At 61.2% G+C, this 23,926-nt stretch carries 24 protein-coding genes, 1 tRNA gene and 1 riboswitch; of the genes, 18 read left to right on the top strand and 7 right to left on the bottom strand.

Features of this window, described 5'->3' with window-relative positions:
- Positions 1 to 41 precede the first annotated feature (41 nt).
- The 3 genes from B9Y51_RS02920 (at position 42) to B9Y51_RS02910 (ending at position 3,840) form a co-directional block, all read left to right on the top strand.
- Entirely contained in the window at positions 42 to 320 is a 279-nt protein-coding gene (locus B9Y51_RS02920; protein WP_048679737.1) for an HPr family phosphocarrier protein, read from the top strand.
- A gap of 214 nt (positions 321 to 534) precedes the next feature.
- Positions 535 to 1,650 carry a lipid II:glycine glycyltransferase FemX gene (locus tag B9Y51_RS02915; protein ID WP_048679735.1) on the top strand — a complete coding sequence of 372 codons (1,116 nt, stop codon included), beginning with the start codon at positions 535 to 537 and terminating at the stop codon, positions 1,648 to 1,650.
- A 78-nt stretch (positions 1,651 to 1,728) separates the two neighbouring features.
- The gene (locus B9Y51_RS02910; protein WP_085528714.1) at positions 1,729 to 3,840 is read left to right on the top strand and encodes a threonine/serine exporter family protein; all 2,112 of its coding nucleotides are present in this window, start codon (positions 1,729 to 1,731) and stop codon (positions 3,838 to 3,840) included.
- A 51-nt stretch (positions 3,841 to 3,891) separates the two neighbouring features.
- Here the strand turns inward: B9Y51_RS02910 and B9Y51_RS02905 are convergent, their stop codons facing one another.
- On the bottom strand, positions 3,892 to 4,572 hold the full coding sequence (locus B9Y51_RS02905; RefSeq protein WP_048679732.1) for a uracil-DNA glycosylase: 681 nt from the start codon (positions 4,570 to 4,572) through the stop codon (positions 3,892 to 3,894).
- A 52-nt stretch (positions 4,573 to 4,624) separates the two neighbouring features.
- On the opposite strand from B9Y51_RS02905, the gene B9Y51_RS11030 reads away from it, so the two are divergent.
- From B9Y51_RS11030 to B9Y51_RS02875, 6 genes are all read left to right on the top strand, one after another.
- Positions 4,625 to 4,837: a DUF3263 domain-containing protein gene (locus tag B9Y51_RS11030; protein ID WP_238651160.1), complete on the top strand. Its 213-nt coding sequence runs from the start codon at positions 4,625 to 4,627 to the stop codon at positions 4,835 to 4,837.
- Between the two features lie 117 nt (positions 4,838 to 4,954).
- Positions 4,955 to 5,539 carry a LytR C-terminal domain-containing protein gene (locus B9Y51_RS02895; RefSeq protein ID WP_085528713.1) on the top strand — a complete coding sequence of 195 codons (585 nt, stop codon included), beginning with the start codon at positions 4,955 to 4,957 and terminating at the stop codon, positions 5,537 to 5,539.
- A gap of 330 nt (positions 5,540 to 5,869) precedes the next feature.
- Positions 5,870 to 7,504, top strand: coding sequence for a chaperonin GroEL (groL, locus tag B9Y51_RS02890; RefSeq protein ID WP_048679724.1), 1,635 nt, complete (start codon positions 5,870 to 5,872; stop codon positions 7,502 to 7,504).
- Positions 7,505 to 7,654: 150 nt separating this feature from the next.
- Positions 7,655 to 8,797, top strand: coding sequence for a methyltransferase domain-containing protein (locus B9Y51_RS02885; RefSeq protein ID WP_085528712.1), 1,143 nt, complete (start codon positions 7,655 to 7,657; stop codon positions 8,795 to 8,797).
- A gap of 78 nt (positions 8,798 to 8,875) precedes the next feature.
- The gene (locus tag B9Y51_RS02880) at positions 8,876 to 10,066 is read left to right on the top strand and encodes an isochorismate synthase (RefSeq protein WP_048679712.1); all 1,191 of its coding nucleotides are present in this window, start codon (positions 8,876 to 8,878) and stop codon (positions 10,064 to 10,066) included.
- Positions 10,067 to 10,078: 12 nt separating this feature from the next.
- A complete protein-coding gene (locus B9Y51_RS02875; RefSeq protein ID WP_048679711.1) occupies positions 10,079 to 11,059 on the top strand; it encodes a ribonuclease HI family protein in 981 nt (326 codons plus the stop codon).
- 6 nt (positions 11,060 to 11,065) lie between these two features.
- On the opposite strand, the gene B9Y51_RS02870 is transcribed toward B9Y51_RS02875, so the two are convergent.
- From B9Y51_RS02870 to B9Y51_RS11305, 4 genes are all read right to left on the bottom strand, one after another.
- Positions 11,066 to 11,356 (bottom strand): WXG100 family type VII secretion target, encoded by a 291-nt coding sequence (locus B9Y51_RS02870; RefSeq protein ID WP_048679708.1) that lies wholly within the window; start codon positions 11,354 to 11,356, stop codon positions 11,066 to 11,068.
- A 123-nt stretch (positions 11,357 to 11,479) separates the two neighbouring features.
- Positions 11,480 to 12,907, bottom strand: a complete 1,428-nt coding sequence (locus tag B9Y51_RS02865; RefSeq protein ID WP_082156701.1) for a sensor histidine kinase — start codon at positions 12,905 to 12,907, stop codon at positions 11,480 to 11,482.
- Between the two features lie 75 nt (positions 12,908 to 12,982).
- Positions 12,983 to 13,690, bottom strand: a complete 708-nt coding sequence (locus tag B9Y51_RS02860; protein ID WP_048679703.1) for a response regulator transcription factor — start codon at positions 13,688 to 13,690, stop codon at positions 12,983 to 12,985.
- 98 nt (positions 13,691 to 13,788) lie between these two features.
- Complete coding sequence (locus B9Y51_RS11305; RefSeq protein WP_245826032.1) at positions 13,789 to 14,076, bottom strand: hypothetical protein; 288 nt, start codon at positions 14,074 to 14,076, stop codon at positions 13,789 to 13,791.
- 262 nt (positions 14,077 to 14,338) lie between these two features.
- Between B9Y51_RS11305 and B9Y51_RS02850 the strand changes: the two genes are divergently transcribed.
- Genes B9Y51_RS02850 through B9Y51_RS02840 form a run of 3 tightly spaced genes read left to right on the top strand, consistent with a single transcriptional unit; the run spans position 14,339 to position 16,686 of the window.
- Positions 14,339 to 14,722: a cold-shock protein gene (locus B9Y51_RS02850; RefSeq protein WP_048679698.1), complete on the top strand. Its 384-nt coding sequence runs from the start codon at positions 14,339 to 14,341 to the stop codon at positions 14,720 to 14,722.
- Positions 14,723 to 14,751: 29 nt separating this feature from the next.
- Positions 14,752 to 15,306: a DUF3027 domain-containing protein gene (locus B9Y51_RS02845; protein ID WP_085528711.1), complete on the top strand. Its 555-nt coding sequence runs from the start codon at positions 14,752 to 14,754 to the stop codon at positions 15,304 to 15,306.
- A 54-nt stretch (positions 15,307 to 15,360) separates the two neighbouring features.
- Positions 15,361 to 16,686: an MFS transporter gene (locus B9Y51_RS02840; protein WP_048679697.1), complete on the top strand. Its 1,326-nt coding sequence runs from the start codon at positions 15,361 to 15,363 to the stop codon at positions 16,684 to 16,686.
- A 48-nt stretch (positions 16,687 to 16,734) separates the two neighbouring features.
- On the opposite strand, the gene serC is transcribed toward B9Y51_RS02840, so the two are convergent.
- A complete protein-coding gene (gene serC / locus B9Y51_RS02835; RefSeq protein WP_085528908.1) occupies positions 16,735 to 17,856 on the bottom strand; it encodes a phosphoserine transaminase in 1,122 nt (373 codons plus the stop codon).
- Positions 17,857 to 18,029: 173 nt separating this feature from the next.
- Here serC and B9Y51_RS02830 point away from each other — a divergent pair, with 173 nt between their 5' ends.
- The 4 genes from B9Y51_RS02830 to B9Y51_RS02815 all read left to right on the top strand — a co-directional run bounded on the left by B9Y51_RS02830 (position 18,030) and on the right by B9Y51_RS02815 (position 21,141).
- On the top strand, positions 18,030 to 18,725 hold the full coding sequence (locus B9Y51_RS02830; RefSeq protein WP_048679692.1) for a metal-dependent transcriptional regulator: 696 nt from the start codon (positions 18,030 to 18,032) through the stop codon (positions 18,723 to 18,725).
- Positions 18,726 to 18,731: 6 nt separating this feature from the next.
- Complete coding sequence (locus tag B9Y51_RS02825; RefSeq protein ID WP_085528710.1) at positions 18,732 to 19,355, top strand: thymidine kinase; 624 nt, start codon at positions 18,732 to 18,734, stop codon at positions 19,353 to 19,355.
- A 438-nt stretch (positions 19,356 to 19,793) separates the two neighbouring features.
- A riboswitch (cyclic di-AMP (ydaO/yuaA leader) is annotated at positions 19,794 to 19,945 on the top strand.
- 8 nt (positions 19,946 to 19,953) lie between these two features.
- A complete protein-coding gene (locus B9Y51_RS02820) occupies positions 19,954 to 20,574 on the top strand; it encodes a C40 family peptidase (RefSeq protein WP_085528709.1) in 621 nt (206 codons plus the stop codon).
- A gap of 339 nt (positions 20,575 to 20,913) precedes the next feature.
- Positions 20,914 to 21,141 (top strand): hypothetical protein, encoded by a 228-nt coding sequence (locus tag B9Y51_RS02815; protein ID WP_085528907.1) that lies wholly within the window; start codon positions 20,914 to 20,916, stop codon positions 21,139 to 21,141.
- On the opposite strand, the gene B9Y51_RS02810 is transcribed toward B9Y51_RS02815, so the two are convergent.
- Entirely contained in the window at positions 21,138 to 22,031 is an 894-nt protein-coding gene (locus B9Y51_RS02810) for a DUF4031 domain-containing protein (protein WP_143467967.1), read from the bottom strand. The two genes, B9Y51_RS02815 and B9Y51_RS02810, sit on opposite strands and share 4 nt — an antisense overlap.
- A gap of 42 nt (positions 22,032 to 22,073) precedes the next feature.
- Between B9Y51_RS02810 and B9Y51_RS02805 the strand changes: the two genes are divergently transcribed.
- Both B9Y51_RS02805 and B9Y51_RS02800 read left to right on the top strand, forming a co-directional pair.
- Positions 22,074 to 22,146 (top strand) — tRNA-Arg (locus B9Y51_RS02805).
- Between the two features lie 194 nt (positions 22,147 to 22,340).
- Complete coding sequence (locus tag B9Y51_RS02800) at positions 22,341 to 23,906, top strand: DHA2 family efflux MFS transporter permease subunit (protein WP_065424236.1); 1,566 nt, start codon at positions 22,341 to 22,343, stop codon at positions 23,904 to 23,906.
- The last annotated feature ends 20 nt before the right edge of the window (positions 23,907 to 23,926 follow it).

Raw genomic sequence — 23,926 nt, 5'->3', positions numbered from 1 at the left:
TTCGGCAAGCCCGCAAGACCACAAAATCAAGGAGAACAATCATGGCAGAACGTATCGCCACCATCGCCAGCCGCGTGGGACTCCACGCACGCCCGGCAGCGATTTTCGCCGAAGCCGCCGGCGACCTCCCCGTTGAGGTCACCATTGCGGGCGAGGGCGAACCCGCCGACGATGCGATGGATGCTTCGTCGATCCTGTCGCTGATGTCATTGGGCGCCAAGCACGGGGACAAGGTTGTTCTTCGTGCGGAAGGTGAAGGCTCCGAGGAGGCTCTCGATAGCCTCGTCAAGATCCTCGAGACGGACCACGACGCCGAGTAATTCCGCTTCGCCGGTCTCGTGCCGAGCCGTACGGTTCGGTCGTCCGGCGTCTCACGCTGGTGCCCGGGACCGCAGACCTCAAGGGGTCGCAGTCTCGGGCCTTTGCGTGTGTTTATCCCAGCGATCCGCCTAAACTGAAGATCAGAGTAGCCCGCCGTGCGGGACCACCAACCACGGCGTGGGAAGCACCCCACGCTCGGCAGATGAGGATTCATTGCGACATTTCACCGCTCGATTCGCCACCGACCACGAGATTTCACACTGGGACGATCACGTCACCGCCAACCCGAACGGCGGAAACCTTCTGCAGTCGGCGTCGTTCGCCTCGGTCAAGTCTCATCACGGCTGGAAGCCCCTGTATCTCGTCTACGAAGGCGTGACGGAAGTCCAGGGCGAGGACGGCAGCATCGAGGAGCGCGAGGTCGCCAGCTACAACCTCGTTTTAGAAAAATCGATCCCCGTGTTGGGCAAGCTCTGGTACATGATCAAAGGGCCCGACGTCGCCGATATCCACGATATCCCGGCAATTCTCGACGCCAACCGCGACTTTGTTCGGGAGCAGGGGCTCAAAGTCTTTGCCGTGAAAATTGAGCCAGACATCCTCGATTCGGATGAGAATGCCGCCTTCTTGAAGCGTGCCGGGCTGGTCAAGCAGTTCAACATCCAGCCGAACGATTCCACGGCGATCCTGCCCACCGACGCCGACGAAGAGACCGTGTTGAAGTCCCTGCACTCCCGCGGCCGAAACGCGGTGCGTCGTGCGACGCGCGAAGGTGCCGAAGTCGAGCGCGTGGAACTCACGGAAGAGAACATGAAAAAAATGTTCTCCCTCATGGATACCGTCGGGCAGGGCAACGCTAACGTCAATTTGCGGTCGTTCGAGTACTACAAGGAGTTCTGGACCACCTTCGCCGAGGCGGGGCAGGGGCGGTTGTATTTCACGTACGAAGACGGCGAACCGTCCGTGGGTGCCTACGTCATTCGATACGGCCGCAAGGGAACCTATAAAGACGGCGGTTCGAAACCTCGTCGCAAGCAATATGGCGACTCTCACCTGGTGCAGTGGAAAGCCCTCACGGATCTGATGGAGGACTACGGCATCCAGGAATACGATTTTTGTGGGACGCCGCCGAAGGCCGAGCTCAAGAACAAGGAACACAATTACTACGGCTTGGGCCTCTTCAAGACCAGCTTCACGAAGTCCGTGGTGGATTTTGTTGGTGTGTACGATCAGGTGCTCGCGCCGTCGTCGTATAAGGCCTGGGTCAAGATCGTTGAGCGCGTGATGCGCCAAATCTGGTGGCGCCGCACGCAGCAGCCGTTCTACTAAACCGACGGTTCAGCCGCCATCAACCGTGGGCACAGGATCGCGGTCTAGCGTGAGAGTAACCGAGTTCAAGGAGGGCAGATGAGCGAAGGCACCGAGGGTGAACCCCTGACCGGGGCCTATCCGTCCTCGGGGATCTCGCAGGGCTCGGAGGAGACCTCTGATCCCTTCGGTCCGGATACGTCGGAGGACGTGTATTCGGATCCCTTCTTTGGCACGTCAACGATTCGGACGGTATCGCAACCTTCGGACGACGTCGCCTCCTCGCGGAGCCCTCACGAACCTCATGAACCACCGGTGGCTTATGAGGACCCCTTCGGCGTGCCTTCGGAAGCGGATCCGGGTGAGGCCCAAACCTTTGTCTCCGCCATGCCGATCGTCGATTCCGGACAGGACCGCACCGATAGTCGTTCCCGAAACGTGACGGCGGATTCCACGGATCCGAGTTCGGGAAGCCAACCGCCGACGTCGCGGAGCGGCTCCAGCGCTTATCACCCTGAACGGCCCGCTCCCGAAGCCGTGGAAAACTCCTTGGGCGCCGCTACTCAAGGGTCCGGCGTTCACGACGCGGAACGTATTGGTGCTGCCCGGACGGCACCGCACGATATTTTCCGCAACACACAAGATTTGTCGGAGTCTTCCTCTATTCCGAGCCGCGAGGGCTATTCAACCAACGATGCCCCCGACCCCGGGGTGACTCGGGCGAGCTACCCTTCGGCTGAGGCCTCCCCGCCGGTACCCGGCACCGGGCGGAGAAGCTTCGGCATTCGGCGCATGATGCATTCGGAGAACGTGCCGACCGCACCCATGCGTGTGGTCGAGCGCCTCGCGAATTCACCGTTCGCGAATCCCCGAAGGTTCCAGGAGCGCACCGAGGTTCGAAAGACCCTCAATTTCTCCCTGCGCCTGGCCGAGACCATGTTCCACTTTGGAGCGGATGCGCGCGACGTCGAGACCGCCATCGTGGCGACGTGCGCAACCTACGGGGTGGAGGACGTCGATATCGACATCACGAATCAGTCCGTGGTGATCAACTACATTTCGGAATCCGGCAACGTCGGCCTCGATGCGAACGGTGACGAGGTCTTTAGCCACACGGTGGTGCGGGTGGTGCGTTCATGGTCGGATAACTACGCCGGTTTGACGGAGACACACCGCCTCGTCAAAAGGATTACCAACGGTGATTTGTCGAGGACCGAGGCGGAAAAGCGACTTTCCAGAATTCTCTCCAAGCCCAAGCCGTATCCCCGTTGGCTGGTGAATATTTGCAATTCTTCCGCCGCGGCCGCGATTACGGTGGGTATTGGCGGAACCTGGTTGGGTTCCATCGTGTCCTTCCTGACCTTCACCGTGGTCCAGTACATGGCGGGAAAGCTCGCCGCTTGGCGCATTCCGTCCTTCTTCACCATGGCGGCGTGTTCTTCCCTGGTGACCTTGATCGCGATGATTCTGTTCGCCGTTGGGGCGCCGGTCTCGCCCGCCCACATCGTGGGTTCCGGGCTGATCATGTTGTTGCCGACCCTGACGTTGGTTTCCACGATTCAAGACGCCATTAACGGATTCCCCGTGACCTCGGCCGGCAGGCTCATTTCCACAGGCCTTTCTTTCATGGGGCTGATCGTTGGTATCGCGATCGCGGTGTCCATCACGACCAGTCTGGGTTTCCGGGAGATCGACGTCGACAGCGTGGTCTTCTCTGGGGCGGAACCACTGGTCAATATCGTCTTCATGCTCATTGCGACGGCGTTGATCGCCATCACTGTTCAAGTCAAACCCGAACATATTCTTCCAGGGGTATTTAGCAGTTTGTGCGGCCTGACGGTGTTCCATCTCTTTGCGCTGACGGGCGCCGGCGGACGCATGACGTCGATGGTGGGTGCGATCGGCGTCGGTTGCGCTTCAGCGTTGATCGCGCAGAGGAGGCTCATTCCTCAGGTGGTTTTGGCCGTTCCAGGCCTCACCTTCCTGCTCCCCGGACTCACGATTTTCCGTGGAATGTACACCCTCACGGTCAATATCGATCCCGTGACCGGCCTGATCCCCATGCTCAACGCGGGCGCGATCATCATGGCGATGGCGGCGGCCGTGGTCTTGGGCAATTACCTCATGAGACCGTTTATGAGCAAAGACCCACAAATCCAACGGAAGTTGGTCCGAAGACGCAAGCAAGAGCCTGATCCCCTGGGTAATTAATGCCGGAAGTGCTCGCGGGATTTGATCTTCCGAAGACCTCACTCGAGGGCGCTAGCCGAGGTTCCAATCGACGGGTGATTCGCCCAGCGACGCCAGGGCTTCATTGGCTCGGCTGAACGGACGGGAGCCGAAGAAGCCACGGGACGCCGAGAGCGGGGACGGATGGACCGACTCAATCTTCGGGATGGCGGGCCCGAGCTGCGCGCCCGCGTTCCGAGCGTCGCGACCCCACAGAATTGCCACAAGGGGCTGATTCCGGGAAGCGAGAGCCTGAATCGCGGCGTCGGTGACGTGTTCCCAGCCCCGGTTGCGGTGAGAACCTGCCTCTCCGGCACGGACCGTCAAACAGCGGTTCAACAACATGATTCCCTGACGCGACCACCGCGAAAGATCGCCGTGCTCGGGCGGTTCCACACCAAGATCCGAGCGAAGTTCTCGATAAATGTTGGTCAAGGACCGGGGGAGGGGGCGGACGTCGTCTTGAACGGAGAAGGAGAGCCCCATGGCATGCCCGGGGGTCGGATATGGATCCTGCCCGATGATGAGCACGCGCACCGATGAGAGCGGTTCTTGGAAGGCCCGAAAGATGTTTTCGGCGGCCGGAAGAGTGTGAAAACCGTTCTTGTGCTCGTCGCGGAGAAACTGACCCATAGTGCGAATCGTGGGTTCGACCGGCTTGAGTGCGTCGGCCCAGTCGGCGGCCATGATTTCCTCGAGAGGCTTGACGGTCACGGGTTTTCCTCCGAAGTTCGTGGACGGGGTTGATTCTCCCTAGACTATCGGCGTGGATTCATTGACCGAAGCCGAACTCGCAATTCTCGCGATGGAGAAAAGAACCTGGAAATACTCCGGTGCGAAAGAACGCGCCGTGCGGGCCGAGTTGGGCATGCCGGGAACGGAATACTACATGCGACTGAACCGGTTGATCGATGACGAACGAGCCATTCGAGCGGAACCTGCGCTGATGAGACGCCTCCGCGAACATCGAGACGGTTGATCTCATGACGAAAGACGGCGGTGGGCCGTGGGCTAACTCGGGGCCAAAGGGGATACCCTGGGATTTTGAGCCGTACACGCACCGAGCAGTGCGCCCCGTCAGACTTTGAGGACACGCATGGCCGACTACGAACACGATCAATTCGACGATGTCCCCTGGGATTCTTCGCACCGCGGCGCCTACCGTGGTGACCTTCCGGAGAAGACTGGTGGATTCAAGCACCTGGCCGCCGTGATAGTGGCTGGGATTTGTGCGCTGGTGATCGGTGGGTTGCTGTTCCTGTTCTCCCCGAAAACGGCCGGACCAGAAGCCGCCGGAACGTCGTCGAGTTCGTCGAGCTCGGCTTCGGCCTCGACGTCCGCGTCGTCGGGGGACCAGGCGTCGTCCTCCAGTGACTCCGGCTCCAGTCAGGCAGATCCCTCGACGACCATCGGTGTGTATAACTACGGGTCCAAGGAAGGTACCGCGACGAAGTCGGCCTCGACCTTGCGTGATGCCGGGTGGACGATTTCGGATGTGAGCAACTGGGATGGCCAGGCACAGAACGCGTCGGTCGTCTATTACGCCCAGGGGTCGGATGCGCAGGCCAAGGAGATTGCGAAGAAGCTCGGCATCCAGGACGTCCGGCAGTCCAGCGGATACACCTACGACGTCGTCGTGGTTCTTGCGGCTCACGATGCAGCGGGTGCGACGGGACAATAGTCCGTGCGACCCGAGCCCAAAGGGTGATCCTTGAGGGTTCGCTGTGCTCTGAGCGAAGCCCGGTCAAGGACTGCCGAATCGTTTGCACTCTCTGCGGTGGAGTGCCAATATTGGGGTTAGCACTCATCCTCCTCGACTGCTAAAGAGTTCCTCCGTTTCGGATTTTCGTTCACCGTGAGGACTCACAGTTGTGGGTCGATGAGGATCAGACTCAGTCACCACGGTGAGGCTTGGTGAACTACCGCCCAGAGTGCGGTAGAGCATCGGTCGTCCGTCGCGGGCACCGTGGACGACGCATCCGTCTACCGTCCAGGAGGGACGTCAACCGCCATGGCAAAATTGATTGCTTTTGATGAAGAGGCACGCCGCGGACTCGAAAAGGGTTTGAATACCCTCGCCGACGCCGTCAAGGTGACCTTGGGGCCGCGCGGCCGCAACGTGGTACTGGAAAAGAAGTGGGGCGCACCCACGATCACCAACGATGGTGTTTCCATCGCCAAGGAAATCGAGCTCGAGGATCCCTACGAGAAGATCGGCGCCGAGCTCGTCAAGGAAGTTGCGAAGAAGACCGACGACATCGCCGGTGACGGCACCACCACCGCGACCGTTTTGGCCCAGGCCCTGGTTCGTGAGGGCTTGCGCAACGTCGCGGCCGGTGCGGACCCGCTGTCCCTGAAGCGCGGTATCGAGAAGGCTGTCGAGGCCGTGACCAAGGAGCTTCTCTCCTCGGCCAAGGAAATCGAAACCGAAGAAGAGATCGCCGCAACCGCATCCATTTCGGCCGGCGACCCGGAGATCGGCAAGCTCATCGCTCAGGCGATGGAGAAGGTCGGCAAGGAAGGCGTCATCACCGTCGAGGAGTCCAACACCTTCGGGCTGGACCTCGAATTGACCGAGGGCATGCGCTTCGACAAGGGCTTCCTTTCCGGTTACTTCGTGACCGATGCCGATCGTCAGGAAGCGGTCCTCGAGGATCCCTACATCCTGATCGTCAACTCCAAGATCTCCAACGTGAAGGACCTCGTCCCCGTTCTGGAGAAGGTCATGCAGTCCGGCAAGCCGCTGCTGATCATCGCTGAAGACGTCGAGGGCGAAGCCCTGGCGCTGCTCGTGTTGAACAAGATGCGTGGCTCGATCAAGTCCGCCGCCGTCAAGGCTCCGGGCTTCGGCGACCGTCGTAAGGCACAGCTCGCCGACATCGCCGTTCTGACCGGCGGTCAGGTCATCACCGAAGAGGTCGGCCTGTCTCTCGACACCGCCACCCTGGACCTGCTGGGCCAGGCACGCAAGGTCGTCGTGACCAAGGACGAGACCACCATCGTCGACGGCGCGGGATCCGCTGAGGAGATCGACGGTCGCGTTGCACAGATTCGTGCCGAGATCGCCAACACCGACTCCGATTACGACCGCGAGAAGCTCCAGGAGCGTTTGGCGAAGCTCGCAGGCGGCGTCGCCGTGCTCAAGGCCGGTGCCGCTACCGAGGTCGAGCTCAAGGAGCGCAAGCACCGCATTGAGGACGCCGTCCGCAACGCCAAGGCAGCCGTCGAAGAGGGCATCGTCCCCGGCGGTGGCGTGGCACTGATCCAGGCTGGCGTTCGTGCCTTCGAGACCCTGACGGTCGAGGGCGACGAAGCAACCGGCGCCAACATCGTCAAGGTTGCCGTGGACGCCCCGCTCAAGCAGATCGCTTCGAACGCTGGCCTCGAGCCCGGCGTCGTCGCCGACAAGGTGCGCGGCCTCGAGCAGGGTCACGGTCTCAACGCGGCCACCGGTCAGTACGAGGACCTGATGAGCGCCGGAATCAACGATCCGGTCAAGGTGACCCGTTCCGCATTGCAGAACGCCGCATCCATCGCGGGTCTGTTCCTCACCACCGAGGCCGTTGTGGCCGACCAGCCGGAGAAGAACGCCGGCGCCGGTGCCGAGGGCATGGACGGCATGGGCGGTATGGGCGGCATGATGTAATTTCGGCTCACGCCGGTACATCCCGCTGACGTCAAACCCCCGCACGAGCACTGGCTCGTGCGGGGGTTTTGCCGTGGTGAACCGACGACGGGCAAACCCGCCCCTCGGCGATACCCGTGGGGCGCGCGGCGGTACTAGCATGGACTGACGATGCACTGTGACTATTTCTCCGCCCAGCTCTGCCGTTCATGCGTGCGCATGGGCGTGCCGTACGAACAGCAGCTTGAGGACAAACAGGGCAAAGTGCGTGCCCTGGTGGGGAACCGGCCGGGGCTGGTGTGGCATGAGCCCATGGGGAGCCGGGAATCCGGGTTTCGCAATAAGGCCAAAATGGTGGTCACCGGGACTGCGGAGGACCCTCAGTTAGGCATCGTGGATCGGCGGGGTCGAGGGACCGACCTCAGCGAATGCGGCCTGTATCCCCAAGAAATCACGGATGCTCTACCGATGCTCAAGGACTTCGTGAGAGAGCATCGATTAGTGCCGTACGACATCGCCGCCCGGAGGGGTGAACTCAAAAACCTCATCGTGACGATTTCTCCTCAGCGGGAACTCATGGTGCGTTTCGTTCTGCGAAGCAAAAAGTACGTGGTCCCTATTCGCCAAGGCGTGCCTGAGCTGAAGAAGTCCTTGCCTGGTCTACGAGTGGTCAGCGCCAATATATTGCGCGAACACAAGGCGGTGATGGAAGGACCGGAGGAGATCCCTCTGACGGATCAACGGGTCTTGCCGATGCGCCTCAACGGAATTGACCTCCACTTGAGGCCTCACGGTTTCTTCCAGACCAACTCCGAGATCGCGGCAGGGATGTACCGGCAGGCGGCAGCGTGGGCCGAATCCGTCTCGCCTTCCTCGGTATGGGACCTCTTCTGCGGCGTCGGCGGATTCGCCATGCACCTTGCCGAAAAGTTGGGTGACAGCGTGGAGGTTCGTGGCATAGAGATAGATCCGGAAGCGATTGAGGCGGCGCGTTCCAGCGCTCGGAGCGCCGGCCTTCATCACATCGATTTCGCCGCCGCGGACGCTGGAACTTTTACCAACGGGAGCCATGACGAGCCGGACTGCGTCGTCGTTAATCCGCCTCGACGGGGCATTGGCCTGGAAACTGCTCGGTGGCTGGAATCTTCCCGCGTGGCAACGGTCATCTATTCGAGTTGCAACGCAGAGTCTCTCGCTCAGGACTTGGACGCCCTGAGGTCCTTCACCGCGGTCGAAGCACGACTCTTCGACATGTTTCCGCAGACCACCCACAGCGAAACCATGGTTCTGCTGCGGCGACGGGGAGAGCCCTGAGCTGGCACCGACGGGGGAAAAGGCTAGCGGGGCTAAACTAGTCCGAGTGTTGAAGAACAGGGATCGAGGATTGTGAACATGAGCCTCTCGGAGAGCATCGGGGTGCCACGATCGGATAAAGACGGCGATCCGCTTACCCCTGACCGCACTATCGCGACATCGAACGGTGACCAACACGCTCGCCTGCCAGGATTCACGATGACGACGCCGCGCGGAACACTGGAAGCCGGCGGCGAATTGCACGAAGTCGACCGTGACGAATGCCTGGATGTGGCCCGTGAAATTAATTCCATCGTCGTCGGGCTTCTGCCTTTCGACCCGGCGGAGGCGCCGAGACTCGCGGTACCCGAGTGGTTTAGGTGGACTCCACGAGAGCAAGGCGAGGAGAACCGCATACCTCTTGCTCGGCCCACGGGCACTCTTGGCCTTGATAGCCGCATTTTTCGGGACTCGGTGGCTGCGGCGGTGCAGAGGATTCACGACGGCCAACTAGAAAAGGTCGTCCTGTCTCGGGCGCTGGAGCTTCACTACGACGACGAACCGTTGGATCCCGCGGCACTGTACGCGAATCTGAAAAAAATGAACCCCTCGGCCTACGTGTTTAGCGTCCGCGACACTTCCACGGGTGAATACATCATGGGGGCCAGCCCAGAGTTGGTAGTGGGTGTCGAATCCGGTGAGGTTTCGACCAAGCCGTTGGCGGGATCCGCTTCACGGGCGGCGTCGGACCCGACAGAGGACGCCCAAACGGGCGAAGCCCTCATGAGGTCGGCCAAAGACCGCGCGGAGCATGCGACCGTCGTGGACGATATTGCACATCGATTGAAACCGATCACCACCGAGCTCAATGTTCCCGCGGCGCCCTCGTTGGTGGCGACCCCGCAACTATGGCACCTGGGAACGTACATTTCGGGGCGTTTGCTCCCCGGACTGTCCGCGTTGGACGCGGCACAGGCGGTTCATCCCACGCCGGCTATTTGCGGAACGCCTCGAAACGTCGCATTGGACGTGATCCGAGAGCTCGAACCTTCTCAGCGTGGGTTCTACGGCGGCCTCGTCGGCTGGACCGATCCGGACGGTAACGGAGAATGGGCCCTGAACCTGCGGAGCGGCCGCGTCGGACCTCGGACCGTGACCCTTCGAGCAGGCGCGGGCATCGTGAACGGTTCGACTCCGACGGGGGAGCACCACGAAACCGCCGTGAAACTCTCGACCTTTTTGGCGTCCCTGGGCCTAACCCTCGACGACCTAAACACCCTCGATCAGTAAGGCAGACTTTCGATGACCACCTCGGAAAGAGCCAGCGGCTCGCGGCATGAGCCCGCCGACGACGGCCCGCTCGTCGCCGCTGCCGACGGTTCGGCCTTGGGCAATCCAGGACCCGCCGGATGGGCCTGGTACGTGAATGAGACCTGCTGGCGAGCCGGCGGCTGGCCCCACGGAACCAACAACATGGGGGAGCTGAAGGCCGTTCTGGATCTGGTCGAATCCACCGCGGGTATGCCCGAGCGTCCGCTCAAGATCCTTTGTGATAGCCAATATGTGATCAAGTGCATCACCCAGTGGATGCCCGGGTGGAAGGCCAAAGGCTGGAAGAAGAAAGACGGCAAGCCGGTTCTCAACCGAGACCTCCTGGAGCAACTCGATGCAGCTTTATCCGGCCGCACCTATGAATTTGAGTGGGTCAAAGGCCACGCCGGACACGAGTTGAATGAACACGCCGATGACAAAGCCCGCGCCGCGGCCACGGCGTACCAAAAGCACCAGACGCCGGATGAAGGCCCCGGCCTGGGCGGACTCGCACCGAACGAAGTATCGCGGGAGGTTTCCCCGGGGGCCACACGGAGTACCGCGGCGGGGGAGGCCGCAACGAGAGATGCATCCACGCTGACGGGGGTCCAACCCTCCCGCGCGCAGGAATCTCCCGCCGAGGCCGCCCTCCGATGCGAACAAGAACTCAACGATCCCGCGACTCACCATGACGCCTCACGGGTGCAAGATTTACTGGCCGAAGAACTCGTCTGGATCACGGTGCGTGGCCGTCACGCCGGGCGAGAAGCCGCCCTCCGGTACTTGGATCAGGCGTTTGGCCTCCGGGGAGACCCCGAATACGTCAGCACCCATTCACCGTCAGAGCACGCGGGACTCGTGGTGAGCCGGGTCAAAACTCCTCGCGGACCAGCCGTGCGGACGAGCCTGTGGGTCCGTCGAGAGACCGGTCGATGGGGTCTCGCCGTGCGGCAAGATACCCCGGAGGCCTAAGGCGGTCTACCCGGCGAACATCGAGGCGTTGGCGGCCTCGGTTTCCGCGTAATTGGTGCCCGCGCTCGCGAGGGCCTGGTTGATCTGTCCCATAGATTCCTCGACTCGTGCTTGAGTTTGGCGCCAATTCGACAGGACTTCTTGGAACCTGGCCGAGGCCGTTCCCGTCCACGTGGACTGGAGTTCTTGGAGTGACGTCGTGAGACCATTGACCTCGGTGGCGATGCGCTCCATATAACCTCGCGCCTCGGACGTTTTACCCGTGATGACCTCGGAATCGACGACGAACTGAGCCATGGTGACCTCCTGTGGTTAGGTCCGCGGAGCCTTTCCGCGGTAGCCGATAGCAGGAGGGTAGATCGACGAGTCGAGCCGCTCGACGTCGGGACGACTCACGGCAGCCCCATTGGGGATAAACCGCTATGCCGTGACGTTTTTGCCACTTTGTGGATGGGGATCCTCGGCACCGGGGCGCGCTTGCGGGATCTGGACGACCATTGTCGCGCCGCCGCCATCCGTCTCTTCGACCCGTACCGTGCCGTGATGTTGCGTCACGATGGCCGCCACGATGGCGAGACCGAGGCCGGTGCCGCCAGTGTCGCGGGTGCGGGAGGTGTCTGAGCGATAAAACCTCTCGAAGACCTTCTGCATGTCGTCGCCGTGGATGCCCGGACCGTGATCCACGACCTTCAGTACGGAGAGGTACTCGCCGTCGATTCCCGGCCGAGATCCCACCGCGAGTTCCAGCGGGCTGCCTTCCGGCGTGTACCGCAGAGCATTGGTCACCAGGTTGGCCAAAACCTGCCGCAAGCGCGACTCATCGCCGCGCACCGGAGCGGGAAGGCCTGGGCCTTCCTCGAGGCCGACGACCGAAATCTCACGTTCGGGGGCAGATGCCGCGGCGTCGTCGGCGGCGTCCTGAGCCAGTTTCAAAAGGTCTACCGTGGTGACTTCGAGCGGGCGCCGTTCGTCGATTCGGGCGAGCACCAAGAGGTCCTCGACCAGCTGCCCCATTCTCTTCGACTCTGCCTCGATACGGCTCATCGCCTTTGCGACGTCCTCGTCCGTTTGAAGCGCGCCGTGGCGGTACAACTCGGAATAGCCGCGAATCGACACCAACGGGGTACGCAACTCGTGCGAAGCATCGCCCACGAAGCGACGCATCTTGACCTCGGAATGTTTCTGCGCATCGAAGGCTTCCTCAATGCGGGTCAACATGACGTTGAGGGACAAGGACAGCTGGCCGATTTCGGTTCGTGGATCATGCCGCTCGATGCGTTGGGAGAGGTCGCCCGCGGCAATTCGAGATGCGGTTCGTTCGACCCTTGCGAGAGGCTCGAACGCGCGCGTGACCAACACCCAAGCCAAGGCCGCAGCCGCCGCCAACGTGGCCATGCCGAAGGCGAAGGTAAGGACGCCGACGAGCGTCACCACGGCATTGGTCTGCGTCAGGGGCGTCGCCACGATGACGGTGTAGTTGGAATCCTTCGAGGCGATCGGCAAGATACGCCATTCGGTGTCCCCGGTGTTGCTTGGGACCGTGAGGCCTTGGCCGTTGTACCTCACTCCGTTGTCGTGATTCCAGCCCGTGAGCCGCGGCGATGAATTGCCGTCGTCGGCGACGATCGAACTTACGAGGTTGCCGTCGGAGTCCATGAGGTAGGCGGAATAGCGGAATCCGGGGCCGTCCGTCGACGTGGACTTATCGTTGCCAAGATATTTTGTGAGATTCGCTGCCGAGGAATTCATCTCGGAGTCAATCTGCTGAATCAACTGCCCGCGCAAGGCAGAGACTGCCACCAGGCTGGTCACCGCAATCGCCAATGCGAGAAGAAGAGCCGTCAACATGACCAATTGGGTGCGCAAAGAGAGCGCGCCCAATTTGGACTGTCGGACTCGGCTGGTGACGGACTGCACCACGGTTTAGTGCTTGGACGTCCGCAACAGGTAGCCGACGCCACGCTTGGTGTGGATCAGCGGCGGCAATGACTTGTCGTTGTCGATCTTTCGACGCAGATACGAAATGTAGGACTCCACGATGGAGGCGTCACCGTTGAAGTCGTATTCCCACACGTGGTCGAGGATCTGTGCCTTCGAAAGGACCCGGTTGGGGTTGAGCATGAGATACCGGAGAAGCTTGAATTCCGTGGGCGACAGGTCAATCTCGCGGTCGCCTCGGTAGACCTCGTGTGCGTCGTCGTCGAGCACCAGATCTTCGACGTGCAGCCGGGAATCTTCCTCTTCCAGGGCCTGGGTGCGGCGCAAGACGGCGCGGATGCGGGCAACCACCTCGTCCAAGCTGAAGGGCTTAGTGACGTAGTCGTCGCCGCCCACCGTCAAACCGGTGACCTTGTCCTCGGTGTCGTCCTTTGCGGTGAGGAACAAGATCGGGAAGAGCAAACCGGTGGCACGGATTTTGCGCGTCACGGTGAATCCGTCCATGTCGGGCAACATGACATCCATGACGGCCAAATCAGGGGTTTCGGCGGTTGCTCGGTCCAGAGCTTCGCGACCGTTGGCAGCGGTGATGACCTCGAAGCCGGCGAACCTCAGCGAGGTCGCAAGGAGCTCGAGGATGTTGGGCTCGTCGTCGACAACGAGCAGCTTGGCTTCAGTTTGATGTGCTTTCACAGGCCCAAGTGTCACCTAGTAGGCTGAATGAAGCCTGAATATTGAAAGAGTGCAGGCTGATTTGGCACTGTGGACAGAAAATATTCCCTCAGATTCTGTTACTGGGTACGACGTCGGCGCGCGGCCAAAAAGAGCGCGACCATCAACAGAATAAACGCGAGAGGGAGCAACATCATGGGAAGCATCGTCAAGATGTTCCACGGGTGCATGCCTACCCACTTCAGGATGAGCATGACAACGCCGCTTACCACGCTGATCGCGGCAAGAACGGCAGCCACTACGGCAAACCCGGCAAATCCCGGCGCCTCGGAGGATTGAGGTTCGGGGTGGCCGGAGTCGTGGGGCGAGTCAACGGTGGCTCTGCCCTGGGAAGAACGAGAAGTCATGGGTACCACGGTACCTTTTCGGCCTGAGGGCAGAATGCCGAGGCACCCTCACCGCGTCAGGGTGGCTGTATAATTGATGCTCAAGACTTTTTGACGAGAGGTCTTCCCCGCGATGAGTCCCACAACGGCGTTCGCTTCTGCGTGAACCGCCAAGGGATCGAGGGTAGAGGACCTGCAGAAGCGCCCGCGTGGACGATAAGGGACCGTCTCGCGAACGCGTCGAATGGGGGACATCCCCACGAATACAGCAAAGGAACGCAACATGCCCACCGGAAAAGTGAAGTGGTACGACGAGACGAAGGGTTTCGGGTTCGTGACCGTCGAGGACGGCCAGGAAGTCTTCCTGCCGTCCTCTGCCCTCCCCTCTGGAGTCACGTCCGTCAAGGCCGGAACCCGTTTGGAATTTGGCATCGCTGAAGGTCGCCGCGGAGCCCAAGCGCTCTCGGCACGTTTGCTCGACCGGATCCCCTCCTCGGTGAAGAACCACCGTAAACCCGCTGACGAGATGGCCGTTATCACCGAGGACCTCATCAAGCTCCTCGACGGCGTCTCCAACTCCTTGCGCCGTGGGCGTTACCCGGAACGCGCCGTGGGTAAGAAGGTTGCGACGATTCTTCGGAATGTCGCGGACAACCTCGACGCATAATTAGGCTCAGCACAAGGTTGAATAGGAGTATGTCGAAAACAGTGCAGGACGAACCGGTCACGTCGGTCTCTTCGGGGGCCGCAACGTCCGTGGCGGAACGGGCGGAAGCTCCCACGACTCTGACGCTCGGCTCCCCGCGCAAGGTACGGCGTCGGACCACACGCCTCGACGCCGTGCTCGCCGAGGCCCAGGATGTCGCGCGAGCTGGCGTCCTGGAGATAACCTCCGAGTCTACGATCGGCACGATCCACCACGTTCGTGGTGAAGAAGATCGTTTGTCCACGCACCTCTTTGAATGCACCCTGCCCGGATACCGCGGATGGTATTGGTTCTCGACCGTCGCACGGGCGCCACGGTCGAAAAAGGTCACGGTGTGCGAAGTTGGCCTTGTGCCGGGTGACGACGCCCTGCTCGCCCCCGAATGGATTCCCTGGGCCGACCGGGTACGTCCCGAAGACATCGAAAACGAGGAACCTGAAGAAACCAACGCGCCGGAAACCTCCGACGCGAACGATGACCGCGAAGACTCGCACGGCGCGGACCACGATGCGGACTCCACGGAGGGGGACGCACCGGAGGAATAATTCCCCGGGGACCTGCCCGAGGCGAGGAGATGACCGGGAACGTCACACGAAATCCTGACGGACGACAAACACCACCGGACGGGAACCTTCCGATCCCTTCGCGTGCCCAATTACCGCTGGTGGTTTTTGGGCGCGCTGGTTTCCAACATCGGCACCTGGATGCAACGTATCGCTCAGGACTGGCTGGTGTTCAACGACCTGTCCCACGAGGACTCGACGGCCATGGGCATCGTGATGGCCCTCCAGTTTCTTCCTCAGCTCTTCTTAGCGCCGTACGCCGGGCTCCTCGCGGACCGTTCCGATCGCCGCAAGGTCCTTTTCTTGACGCAAGGAGCCATGGCGGTTCTGGCCGCCCTCCTCGGAGTGCTTGTCATCAGTGGCTCCGCGCAACTGTGGCAGGTCTATGTATTTGCCCTTCTCCTGGGCATCGTCACGGCAATCGACTCGCCGGTGCGGCAGACCTTCGTCTCTAATCTGGTGCAAGACCGTGACTTGCCGAATGCCGTGGCGCTGAATTCGATGTCCTTTAACTCGGCACGTTTGATTGGGCCGGCGATCGCTGGGCTCTTAGTCGCGGCGGTCGGATCAGGCCCGGTGTTCCTGATAAATACGGTGACATTCTTGGCAATGATTGGGGCCATCGTCGCGATCGATACGACTCGGCTTCGACCCATGCCTAGGGTCTCCCGGGCGAGTTCTCGACTACGCGATGGTTTTGCTTACGTGAGATCGCGGCCGGATATTTTGATCGTGATGGTAGGGGCATTCCTGGTGGGGACCTTTGGCATGAATTCCGCGATAAACATTGCTGCCATGGCCACCAGCGAATTCGGTTATGGCGCGAATCAGTTCGGGTTCCTGACCTCAGCGATGGCCATCGGCTCTGTCTCGGGAACTCTGATGGCTGCCAAGAGGGAACGTCCACGACTCCGATTCATTTTTGGGGCGGCCGGACTTTTCGGACTGACGTGTTTGGCTGCCGCCGCTTCTCCCAACGTCGTGGTGTTCGCCGTCATCTTGATCCCGATGGGACTGGCTTCCCTTACCTTCATCACCTCGGCCAATGCCTACGTTCAGGTCTCGACCGAACCGCACATGCGTGGACGCGTCATGAGCATCTATATGGCGGTATTCATGGGTGGAACCCCGATTGGGGCGCCGGTGGTCGGAAGGATTAATGACCTGTGGGGCGCCCGGTGGGGATTGGGCGTGGCAGTTGCCGCGGGGCTGGCGACGGCCTTGCTGGGGTTCCTGTGGTACTGGCGCAGCCAGCACCTTCATCTCACGTATGACCGTTCGCGGCGAGGGTTTGTGAGGCTCGAACGCGACGCCGACTACGCGCCGATCACCGCGGCCTTGGAAGTTCAAGAACCGCGGTGATCGGGTGGGCGGCTTGCCCCACGCCGCCGAGCTGGGCTCGTGTTGGAATCAGCTGATGCGTTCGAGGACGTAATCGATGCAGGTCAGCAACGCCGCGACGTCTTCGGGCTCGATGGCGGTGAACGTCGCGATGCGCAGTTGATTGCGTCCAAGCTTGCGATACGGCTCGGTGTCCACGATGCCGTTGGCACGCAGGATCTCGGCCACCCGCGAGGCATCGACGGATTCGTCGAAGTCGACGGTGGCGATGACGGGGGACCGATGGTCGGGATTTTCGACGAAGGGGCGAGCCAAGGGGTTGGACTCAGCCCACTCGTACACGATCTGGGACGAACGAGCGGTGCGGTCGGCGGCCCAGGCGAGTCCGCCCTGGTCGAGAATCCAGGAAATCTGGTCCTGCAGCAGAATCAGGTTCGTCAGCGCCGGAGTGTTATAGGTCTGGTTCTTGCGGGAGTTATCGATCGCGGTCGTGAGGTTGAGCGAATCAGGAACCCATCGGCCCGTCCCCGCGATCTCCTCGACCCGAGCGAGAGCGGCCGGGGAGAAGAAGGAGAGCCAGAGCCCGCCGTCGGAGGCGAAATTCTTTTGAGGCGAGAAGTAGTACACGTCGGCCTCGGCCGGATCAACACTCATGCCGCCGGCCGCGCTGGTCGCGTCCACCAAAACCAAGGCGTCATCGGAGATCCCCGCCGGGCGGCGAACCGGAGCCGCCACGCCGGTGGACGTCTCGTTCTGTGGCCAAGCGTAAACATCGGCGTCGGGAAAGGCCACGGGCTCGGGTCGAGTCCCGGGCTCGGCCGTCACGATGTGGGACTCTTCCAGGAAGGGTGCATTATTGGTGGCCTTCGCGAATTTGGAACCGAATTCCCCAAAGCTGAGGTGGGCGGCCCGGGAATGAACGAGGTTAAAAGCTGCCGAATCCCAAAAGGAGGTGGCTCCACCATTGCCGAGAATGACTTCGTAACCCTCGGGGAGGTCGAACAGATCGCGAAGTCCAGAGCGAATGGAAGCAACCAGATCTTTGACCGGTGCCTGACGATGCGAGGTTCCGAGGAGACCGGACGACGCCGTCAGCGCGTCGAGCTGAGCGGGCCTCACCTTGGAAGGACCCGCACCAAAGCGTCCGTCATGGGGGTGGAGATTTTGGGGGATGACGAGGTGATCTGTCACGAAGTATGCTCCAATGATCAAAATGGTGGGTAGGCGGCTAGTTGTGCGTCCTGACTACACCATTGTGCGCGGGTTTGTTCACGGGAAAAGAATTTTGGACCGAAGATGACCCTTAGCACCTAGAATGGACAGGCACACACCACGGCCATAGCGAGAAGGGCGTTATACCTCCAATGACGGACCTCGTCGATACAACAGAGATGTACCTCCGAACCATTTTGGATTTAGAGGAAGAGGGCATCACCCCGATGCGCGCCCGTATCGCCGAGCGCCTGGATCATTCAGGGCCCACCGTGTCACAGACGATTGCGCGGATGGAGCGACATGGCCTCGTTCACGTGGAAAGCGACCGATCCTTGGCCCTCACCCCCGAAGGTCGTGAGCGTGCGGTGTCCGTGATGCGTAAGCACCGGCTCGCCGAGCGATTGCTGGCGGACGTCGTCGGGTTGGATATGGCCTATGTACACGATGAAGCCTGCCGCTGGGAGCACGTCATGAGCGAGCGTGTGGAACGCAGGCTCGTGGAGCTGCTGAATTCTCCCAAGTACTCCCCGTATGGCAACGCGATTCCGGGCCTCGAAGAATTGGGTATTACGAGCGAACGAGATGACCCCAAGACGGTCACGTTGTCGATTGCGGCCAAGGACTCCTCGCCTGAAGATCGATTTACGCTGGCGCGATTCCCCGAAGTGCTGCAGGCAGATATTGACGTCATGAAGGTCTTGGGTCGGGCCGGCATGGAGCGTGGCAGCGTGATCAGCATCGAACCCAAGAACGGTGCCATTCACGTTCTCGTGGATGGGTACGACGAAGGGGTGGATCTCGACCCGGAGGTGGCGGACCACATCGTCGTCAAGCGCGGCGCATAACCGGACGTGGCCAAGCTCTACTTCCGCTACGGGGCGATGAACTCTGGGAAATCCACGGCGTTGCTCCAGGCAGCCTTCAACTACGAAGAACGAGGTCAGAGAGTACTTCTGGCCAAACCTCGGGTCGACACGAAGGGTGAATCCCACATCGTGTCTCGGCTCGGAGTATCCCGTGAAGTGAATTTCTTACTTGGTCCGGAAGAATCCGCGAGGGCAGCTTTTCAGCACCACGCCGCCGGAGACGACGGCGGCCTGCATCTCAGCATGGACCTTCCTCCGGTGGCCTGCCTGCTCATCGATGAGGCCCAATTTTTGACGCGAGCCCAAGTGGATGACCTCATGCGCGTCGCTGTGCTCGACAACGTTCCCGTGCTGGCATACGGAATTCGCACCGACTTTCAGACACGGGCCTTCCCAGGATCGGGTCGCTTGTTGGAGCTTGCCCACACCTTGGAAGAGCTCAAGACGATCTGCCGCTGTGGCCGGAAGGCTCTCTTCAATGGACGGCGAGTCGGGGATCACTTCGTTTTCGCCGGTAGCCAGATTGCGATCGATGGCGAGGCTGTGACGTATGAGTCACTGTGCGCCAGTTGTTACCTCCGGGAGACCCAGGGGCAGCTCGGCGAATAGTGCCGTTGGCTCGCTGAAAACTCCCTGTGCCGTCACGAAACCTTGACCATGACGCGCTTCACCTTAATCATTTCGTGATCTGACGGGTCTGGCTGGGGATGCCTCGGGGTGCCTCATGTCTCGAATTTCGACCCCAGCAAGAACCTGTGTGTGAGGACACTTTAAAATTTTTCGGGCGGTCTTGGCGACGAAATATCGGCAAACGAAGTAATGCTCCGATCCCCGCCATGGCGGGGATCGACGGGGTCTGACACGCTTCTGGAGCGAGGCTAAATTCGTCCTTTTTGAGGCCGGAGAAGCGTTCCGATTCGTGTTCAGGTGACGTCGTCGTGATCAAAACGTGACATTTGGGTGAGGGGTGTGTACGCTCGTACTCGTGCCAATCACTGGTCGAGACGGCACCACCGGATAGAACGCCTAGCTCTGCCACTACCCGGTGAAACAAAAAAACCAAACACGTCCGATGGCAGAGGCGGGGGACCCATTATCTGGGTTCTTCCTCGTAAGAGCCCTTGGGGTTAAGTCGCTCCAGCGACCGGGTGTCTCCCATCCGAACCCGACAGCTCACCTCGCAGGCACAGGGAGGAAAACTTTTACTATGGCTAAGCACATCGCGCGTCACCGCGCCGCAACCCAGTCCCACGTCGTTCGTAACACCGGTATTGCAGTTGCAGCTGCCGGCGTCGTTGCAGGCTCCGTCGCTCCGGCTAACGCTTTCGCCGAAGCCGCTTCGACGTCCTACAGCGCACCCACCACGGCTTCCTACGACGCCCCCACCACTCAGGCAACCAACGTCCAGACCGTTGACTACTCCGCTTCCAACAGCGGTGGCGGCGGTGGCGAGACCGGTTCGACCGCAGCTACCGGTAGCCGCGCCAAGATCGTTGAGGACGCCAAGGCTGGCCTCGGCGGGAGCTACGTTTGGGGCGGCAAGAGCTTCGGGGCTTGGGACTGCTCCGGCTTCGTTTCCTACGTTGCTGCTCAGTCCGGCATTCAGCTGGATTCCTACACCTACTCGATGAAGAACCAGCTCACCCCGACCTCGAACCCGCAGCCGGGCGACGTCGTCTTCACCAACAACTACGCTCACGTTGGCATCTACCTCGGTGACGGCCAGATGATCTCGGCCCTCAACCCCTCGCAGGGCACCACCATCACCTCGGTTGATGGCGGCGGCATGATGCCGGTTGATGGCTACTACAGCATGCCGGGACTCTAATCTCCGCATCTCAAGTTTCACCTTGTGAGGCATGAGGGGCGTCCGGGAGGGAAACCCGGACGCCCCTTTTTTGTGCCCGAAACCTTCTCCGTCCAGTCGCGGGTCGTCCACAGTTCGAGATGCTTCGGCGTGGCGGTGCCGCAGGGCTCGTCACAGAGGGTTTCGTGTGCTTATGGTGGAAGAGCAAGTTTCCCTCCTCACGCGAGGCTCCGGTCATGAACCGGTGACCCGCGATTCGGACAGTGCGGAGATCACTTTCGCGTGACGCGACCCCCGACGACCAGCGGGGGTCGCGTTTTTTGTGTCTGCGGCACAACCGGCAGGTTCTATCATGGGGAGATGCCCACACAGTTTGAGCCCCCGCGCAGCAGCAGTGACCAAGAATTTCAAGCCATGGCGGTCGGCATGGTTTCCGGGGCTGTACCTGGAATCGTGATTGGCCTGATCGTCTCCCTCTTCCTCGGAAACCCGGCGATGTGGGTATCGATCGTGGGAGGGGTGGGGATCGTGATCGGGCTTGTCGGCGCGGTCATGTATAACAAGCGCCGTGCCCGCAGGCGTGACTAAGCACCCCGGAGGCGCCGGACCTCGGCGGAAATATTCTCCCGTGCCCGTTCTTCCCAGGATTCGCGGGCGGGCGCCGTCAGATAAATGAACGGCTGAGCAAGAAATCCCTCGAGGATCGTGGCTCGAGCGGCACGAAACTCTGGTCCTGGAACATGAGAGTATTCGGTTCTCACGGCGGCAGCGTAGCGGTCATACCGCGGGGATGCGGCGGCGAGGATGCCGAGGTCGGCGTCGTGGAAGTACGGCCAGAGTGGATCTGGGCAGTCTTGCGTGTGGTCGCTCGTGGCCATGATGAGCTCGGAGGCTCGGCGCACCTCGTCTGGGGGTAGAATGCCGGCGAGATCCGAGGCGCAGAGCTGAGCGCTCTGGGACTCGTCGTGACCGGGCTTTCCGTCATAAACGGCGTCGTGGTACCAAGCCGTCGCACGGAGGATTCGTCGCGACGCCGCATCCAGGGAACTCTGACGTTCGAGGGTCGACACATGTTCCAATACCTCACCGAGGTGGACGGAGGAGTGGTATCCCCGATCCGGAGATTCCCACCGATCTAGCACCCGCCGGCCAAGCTCGGGGTGGTCAGGTGCCCATTCTTCCCAATTGCGAAGCAGGCGAGCCCTGATCTTGGCGGGGCGTTCCTTAGCAGGAATGCGCAGCGGTGAGGCGATCAAGCGTCGGACGAGTTCATGGGGCGTGACGTGAATGGCGCCCTGGGCCACTGCCTCGGCGACAAGATGCTCGGGGACGTCGTAGTGATCTTGGTCAAAGGCCCGAGGACTCAGGCCGGTGCGTTCGGCGACGTCGTGCAGCTCCGAAAGGCGGGAATCCGAGACCATGTGTGCGAACATGGTCCCGTGCGCGGGCCACAAGGGTTGATCGATCCAAACGGTCATGAACCCAGCATGGCACGTGAACCCTGTAGAATGTGTCGGTGCGCCCTCGTAGCTCAGGGGATAGAGCACGGCTCTCCTAAAGCCGGTGTCGGTGGTTCGAATCCACTCGGGGGCACTTTCGTGCCGCGCATCTCGCGCACGTGACTGTCATCATCCTCTTCATTTCACCCTCAATCCCGGGATGTTTTCCCCCGTTTAACAGACCGATCCAGCTCTGCCACGCCGAGCTGGATCGTGAGTCTTCCTGATCGAGGACGCTGCGGCGTCGTGGATTCTTGCGGTCCCTCACGACATACGAAAGTTGACGCCATGAACTCCGAATACACACCGAGGCACGCATCTGCCACGAACGACTCGTCCGGGGGCGACCAGACGGGGACGGGGCAGCACCACATTACGGATACGCGTCCGGCCGTCGAAGACCAGAGCGCTTGGGGCGCGTTGTGGGCCATCGTCATCGGCTTCTTCATGATTCTGGTGGACGGCACGATCGTCTCCACGGCGATGCCCGCGATCATGGAAAACTTCGGTGCCGACATCAACCAGACGGTTTGGGTCACGAGTGCGTATTTGCTGGCCTATGCGGTGCCGCTGCTCATCACAGGGCGCATGGGCGATCGTTTTGGGCCCGGACGCATGTATCTGATCGGCTTGGTGCTCTTTACATTAGCCTCGCTGTGGTGCGGACTCTCCGGCAGTATCGAGATGTTGATTATTGCCCGCGTGTTCCAGGGCTTGGGCGCCGCCATCATGACGCCCCAGACGATGGCCATCATCACGCGTTTGTTCCCCGCGGAACGACGCGGTGCCGCGATGGGTGTGTGGGGCGCGACGGCCGGGGTCGCGAGCCTCGTCGGACCGATCTTGGGTGGCGTGCTCGTGGATACCCTGAGCTGGGAATGGATCTTCTTCGTGAACATTCCGGTGGGAATATTCGCGTTTATCCGGGCCTGGCAGAAGCTGCCGAGATTCCCCGTCCACACGCGACGGATGGACTTCCTCGGCGTGATTCTGAGTGCTCTGGCCATGTTCCTGATTGTCTTTGGCATTCAGGAAGGCCAAGGACACGATTGGGGAGCCATTTGGGGGCCGATCACGGTTCCGGAACTGATCATTGCCGGCGTCGTCCTGCTCGCCCTGTTTGTGGTCTGGCAGAAGATCACGAAATCCGAGCCCTTGGTCCCGCTCGGACTCTTCCGCGACCGGAACTTCTCCCTCGGCAACGCAGCCATCAGCATGGTCGGCTTGATGATCGTCTCCTTCGCCTTGCCGCTGATGCTCTTCTACCAGCTCGTGAGGGGCATGACTCCGACCCAGGCCGCCCTGATGACCGCACCCATGGCTATCATCTCTGGCGTTTTGGCTCCGGTGGTGGGCAAGATCCTGACCGCCCGTCGGGCGCCGTTTATCGCCGTATTCGGGCTTCTCATGAACGTGGTGGGCCTGGTGGGCTACTGGTGGTTGATATCCCCGGACACTGAAATCTGGCTCCTGTTGCTGCCTTCGGTGATGATGGGTGTCGGTGGCGCCTGCATGTGGGCACCGATCTCCATCACGACGACGCGCGATCTCAAACCGAGCCAATCCGGCGCGGGCTCCGGCATCTTCAACACCACCCGCCAGGTCGGTGCCGTGCTCGGAACCTCGCTCATCTCGATGATGATGGAGAGCCGCATCGCCGCGAATCTGCCGATGCTCTCCGGTTCTTCCCATTCGGGGGAGGCATCCGCCGGCCAAACTCAGTTGCCGGAGATGTTGCGGGATGGCTACGCCCAGGCCATGGGCGAGTCCATCCTTCTGCCTGCGGCGGCGATTTTGGTGGCGGCCGTGATGGCCGCGTGTTTCCGGGGCCGCGCGATGGCTAAAACACGGTAAGCCTTCAGCGTCCTCGAGAA

Source organism: Kocuria massiliensis (genome assembly GCF_900169715.1).
In the GTDB taxonomy this organism is placed as follows: domain Bacteria; phylum Actinomycetota; class Actinomycetes; order Actinomycetales; family Micrococcaceae; genus Rothia; species Rothia massiliensis.
This window is presented reverse-complemented; position numbering and strand designations above follow the sequence as displayed.

Bases quoted from the DNA above. Each gene is read 5' to 3' on its own strand.
- B9Y51_RS02920 (WP_048679737.1), top strand. From the start codon at position 42: ATGGCAGAACGTATCGCCACCATCGCCAGCCGCGTGGGACTCCACGCA.
- B9Y51_RS02910 (WP_085528714.1), top strand. From the start codon at position 1,729: ATGAGCGAAGGCACCGAGGGTGAACCCCTGACCGGGGCCTATCCGTCC.
- B9Y51_RS02895 (WP_085528713.1), top strand. From the start codon at position 4,955: ATGGCCGACTACGAACACGATCAATTCGACGATGTCCCCTGGGATTCT.
- groL (WP_048679724.1), top strand. From the start codon at position 5,870: ATGGCAAAATTGATTGCTTTTGATGAAGAGGCACGCCGCGGACTCGAA.
- B9Y51_RS02885 (WP_085528712.1), top strand. From the start codon at position 7,655: ATGCACTGTGACTATTTCTCCGCCCAGCTCTGCCGTTCATGCGTGCGC.
- B9Y51_RS02880 (WP_048679712.1), top strand. From the start codon at position 8,876: ATGAGCCTCTCGGAGAGCATCGGGGTGCCACGATCGGATAAAGACGGC.
- B9Y51_RS02875 (WP_048679711.1), top strand. From the start codon at position 10,079: ATGACCACCTCGGAAAGAGCCAGCGGCTCGCGGCATGAGCCCGCCGAC.
- B9Y51_RS02870 (WP_048679708.1), bottom strand. From the start codon at position 11,356: ATGGCTCAGTTCGTCGTCGATTCCGAGGTCATCACGGGTAAAACGTCC.
- B9Y51_RS02865 (WP_082156701.1), bottom strand. From the start codon at position 12,907: ATGTTGACGGCTCTTCTTCTCGCATTGGCGATTGCGGTGACCAGCCTG.
- B9Y51_RS11305 (WP_245826032.1), bottom strand. From the start codon at position 14,076: ATGACTTCTCGTTCTTCCCAGGGCAGAGCCACCGTTGACTCGCCCCAC.
- B9Y51_RS02850 (WP_048679698.1), top strand. From the start codon at position 14,339: ATGCCCACCGGAAAAGTGAAGTGGTACGACGAGACGAAGGGTTTCGGG.
- B9Y51_RS02845 (WP_085528711.1), top strand. From the start codon at position 14,752: ATGTCGAAAACAGTGCAGGACGAACCGGTCACGTCGGTCTCTTCGGGG.
- B9Y51_RS02830 (WP_048679692.1), top strand. From the start codon at position 18,030: ATGACGGACCTCGTCGATACAACAGAGATGTACCTCCGAACCATTTTG.
- B9Y51_RS02820 (WP_085528709.1), top strand. From the start codon at position 19,954: ATGGCTAAGCACATCGCGCGTCACCGCGCCGCAACCCAGTCCCACGTC.
- B9Y51_RS02815 (WP_085528907.1), top strand. From the start codon at position 20,914: ATGCCCACACAGTTTGAGCCCCCGCGCAGCAGCAGTGACCAAGAATTT.
- B9Y51_RS02810 (WP_143467967.1), bottom strand. From the start codon at position 22,031: ATGACCGTTTGGATCGATCAACCCTTGTGGCCCGCGCACGGGACCATG.
- B9Y51_RS02800 (WP_065424236.1), top strand. From the start codon at position 22,341: ATGAACTCCGAATACACACCGAGGCACGCATCTGCCACGAACGACTCG.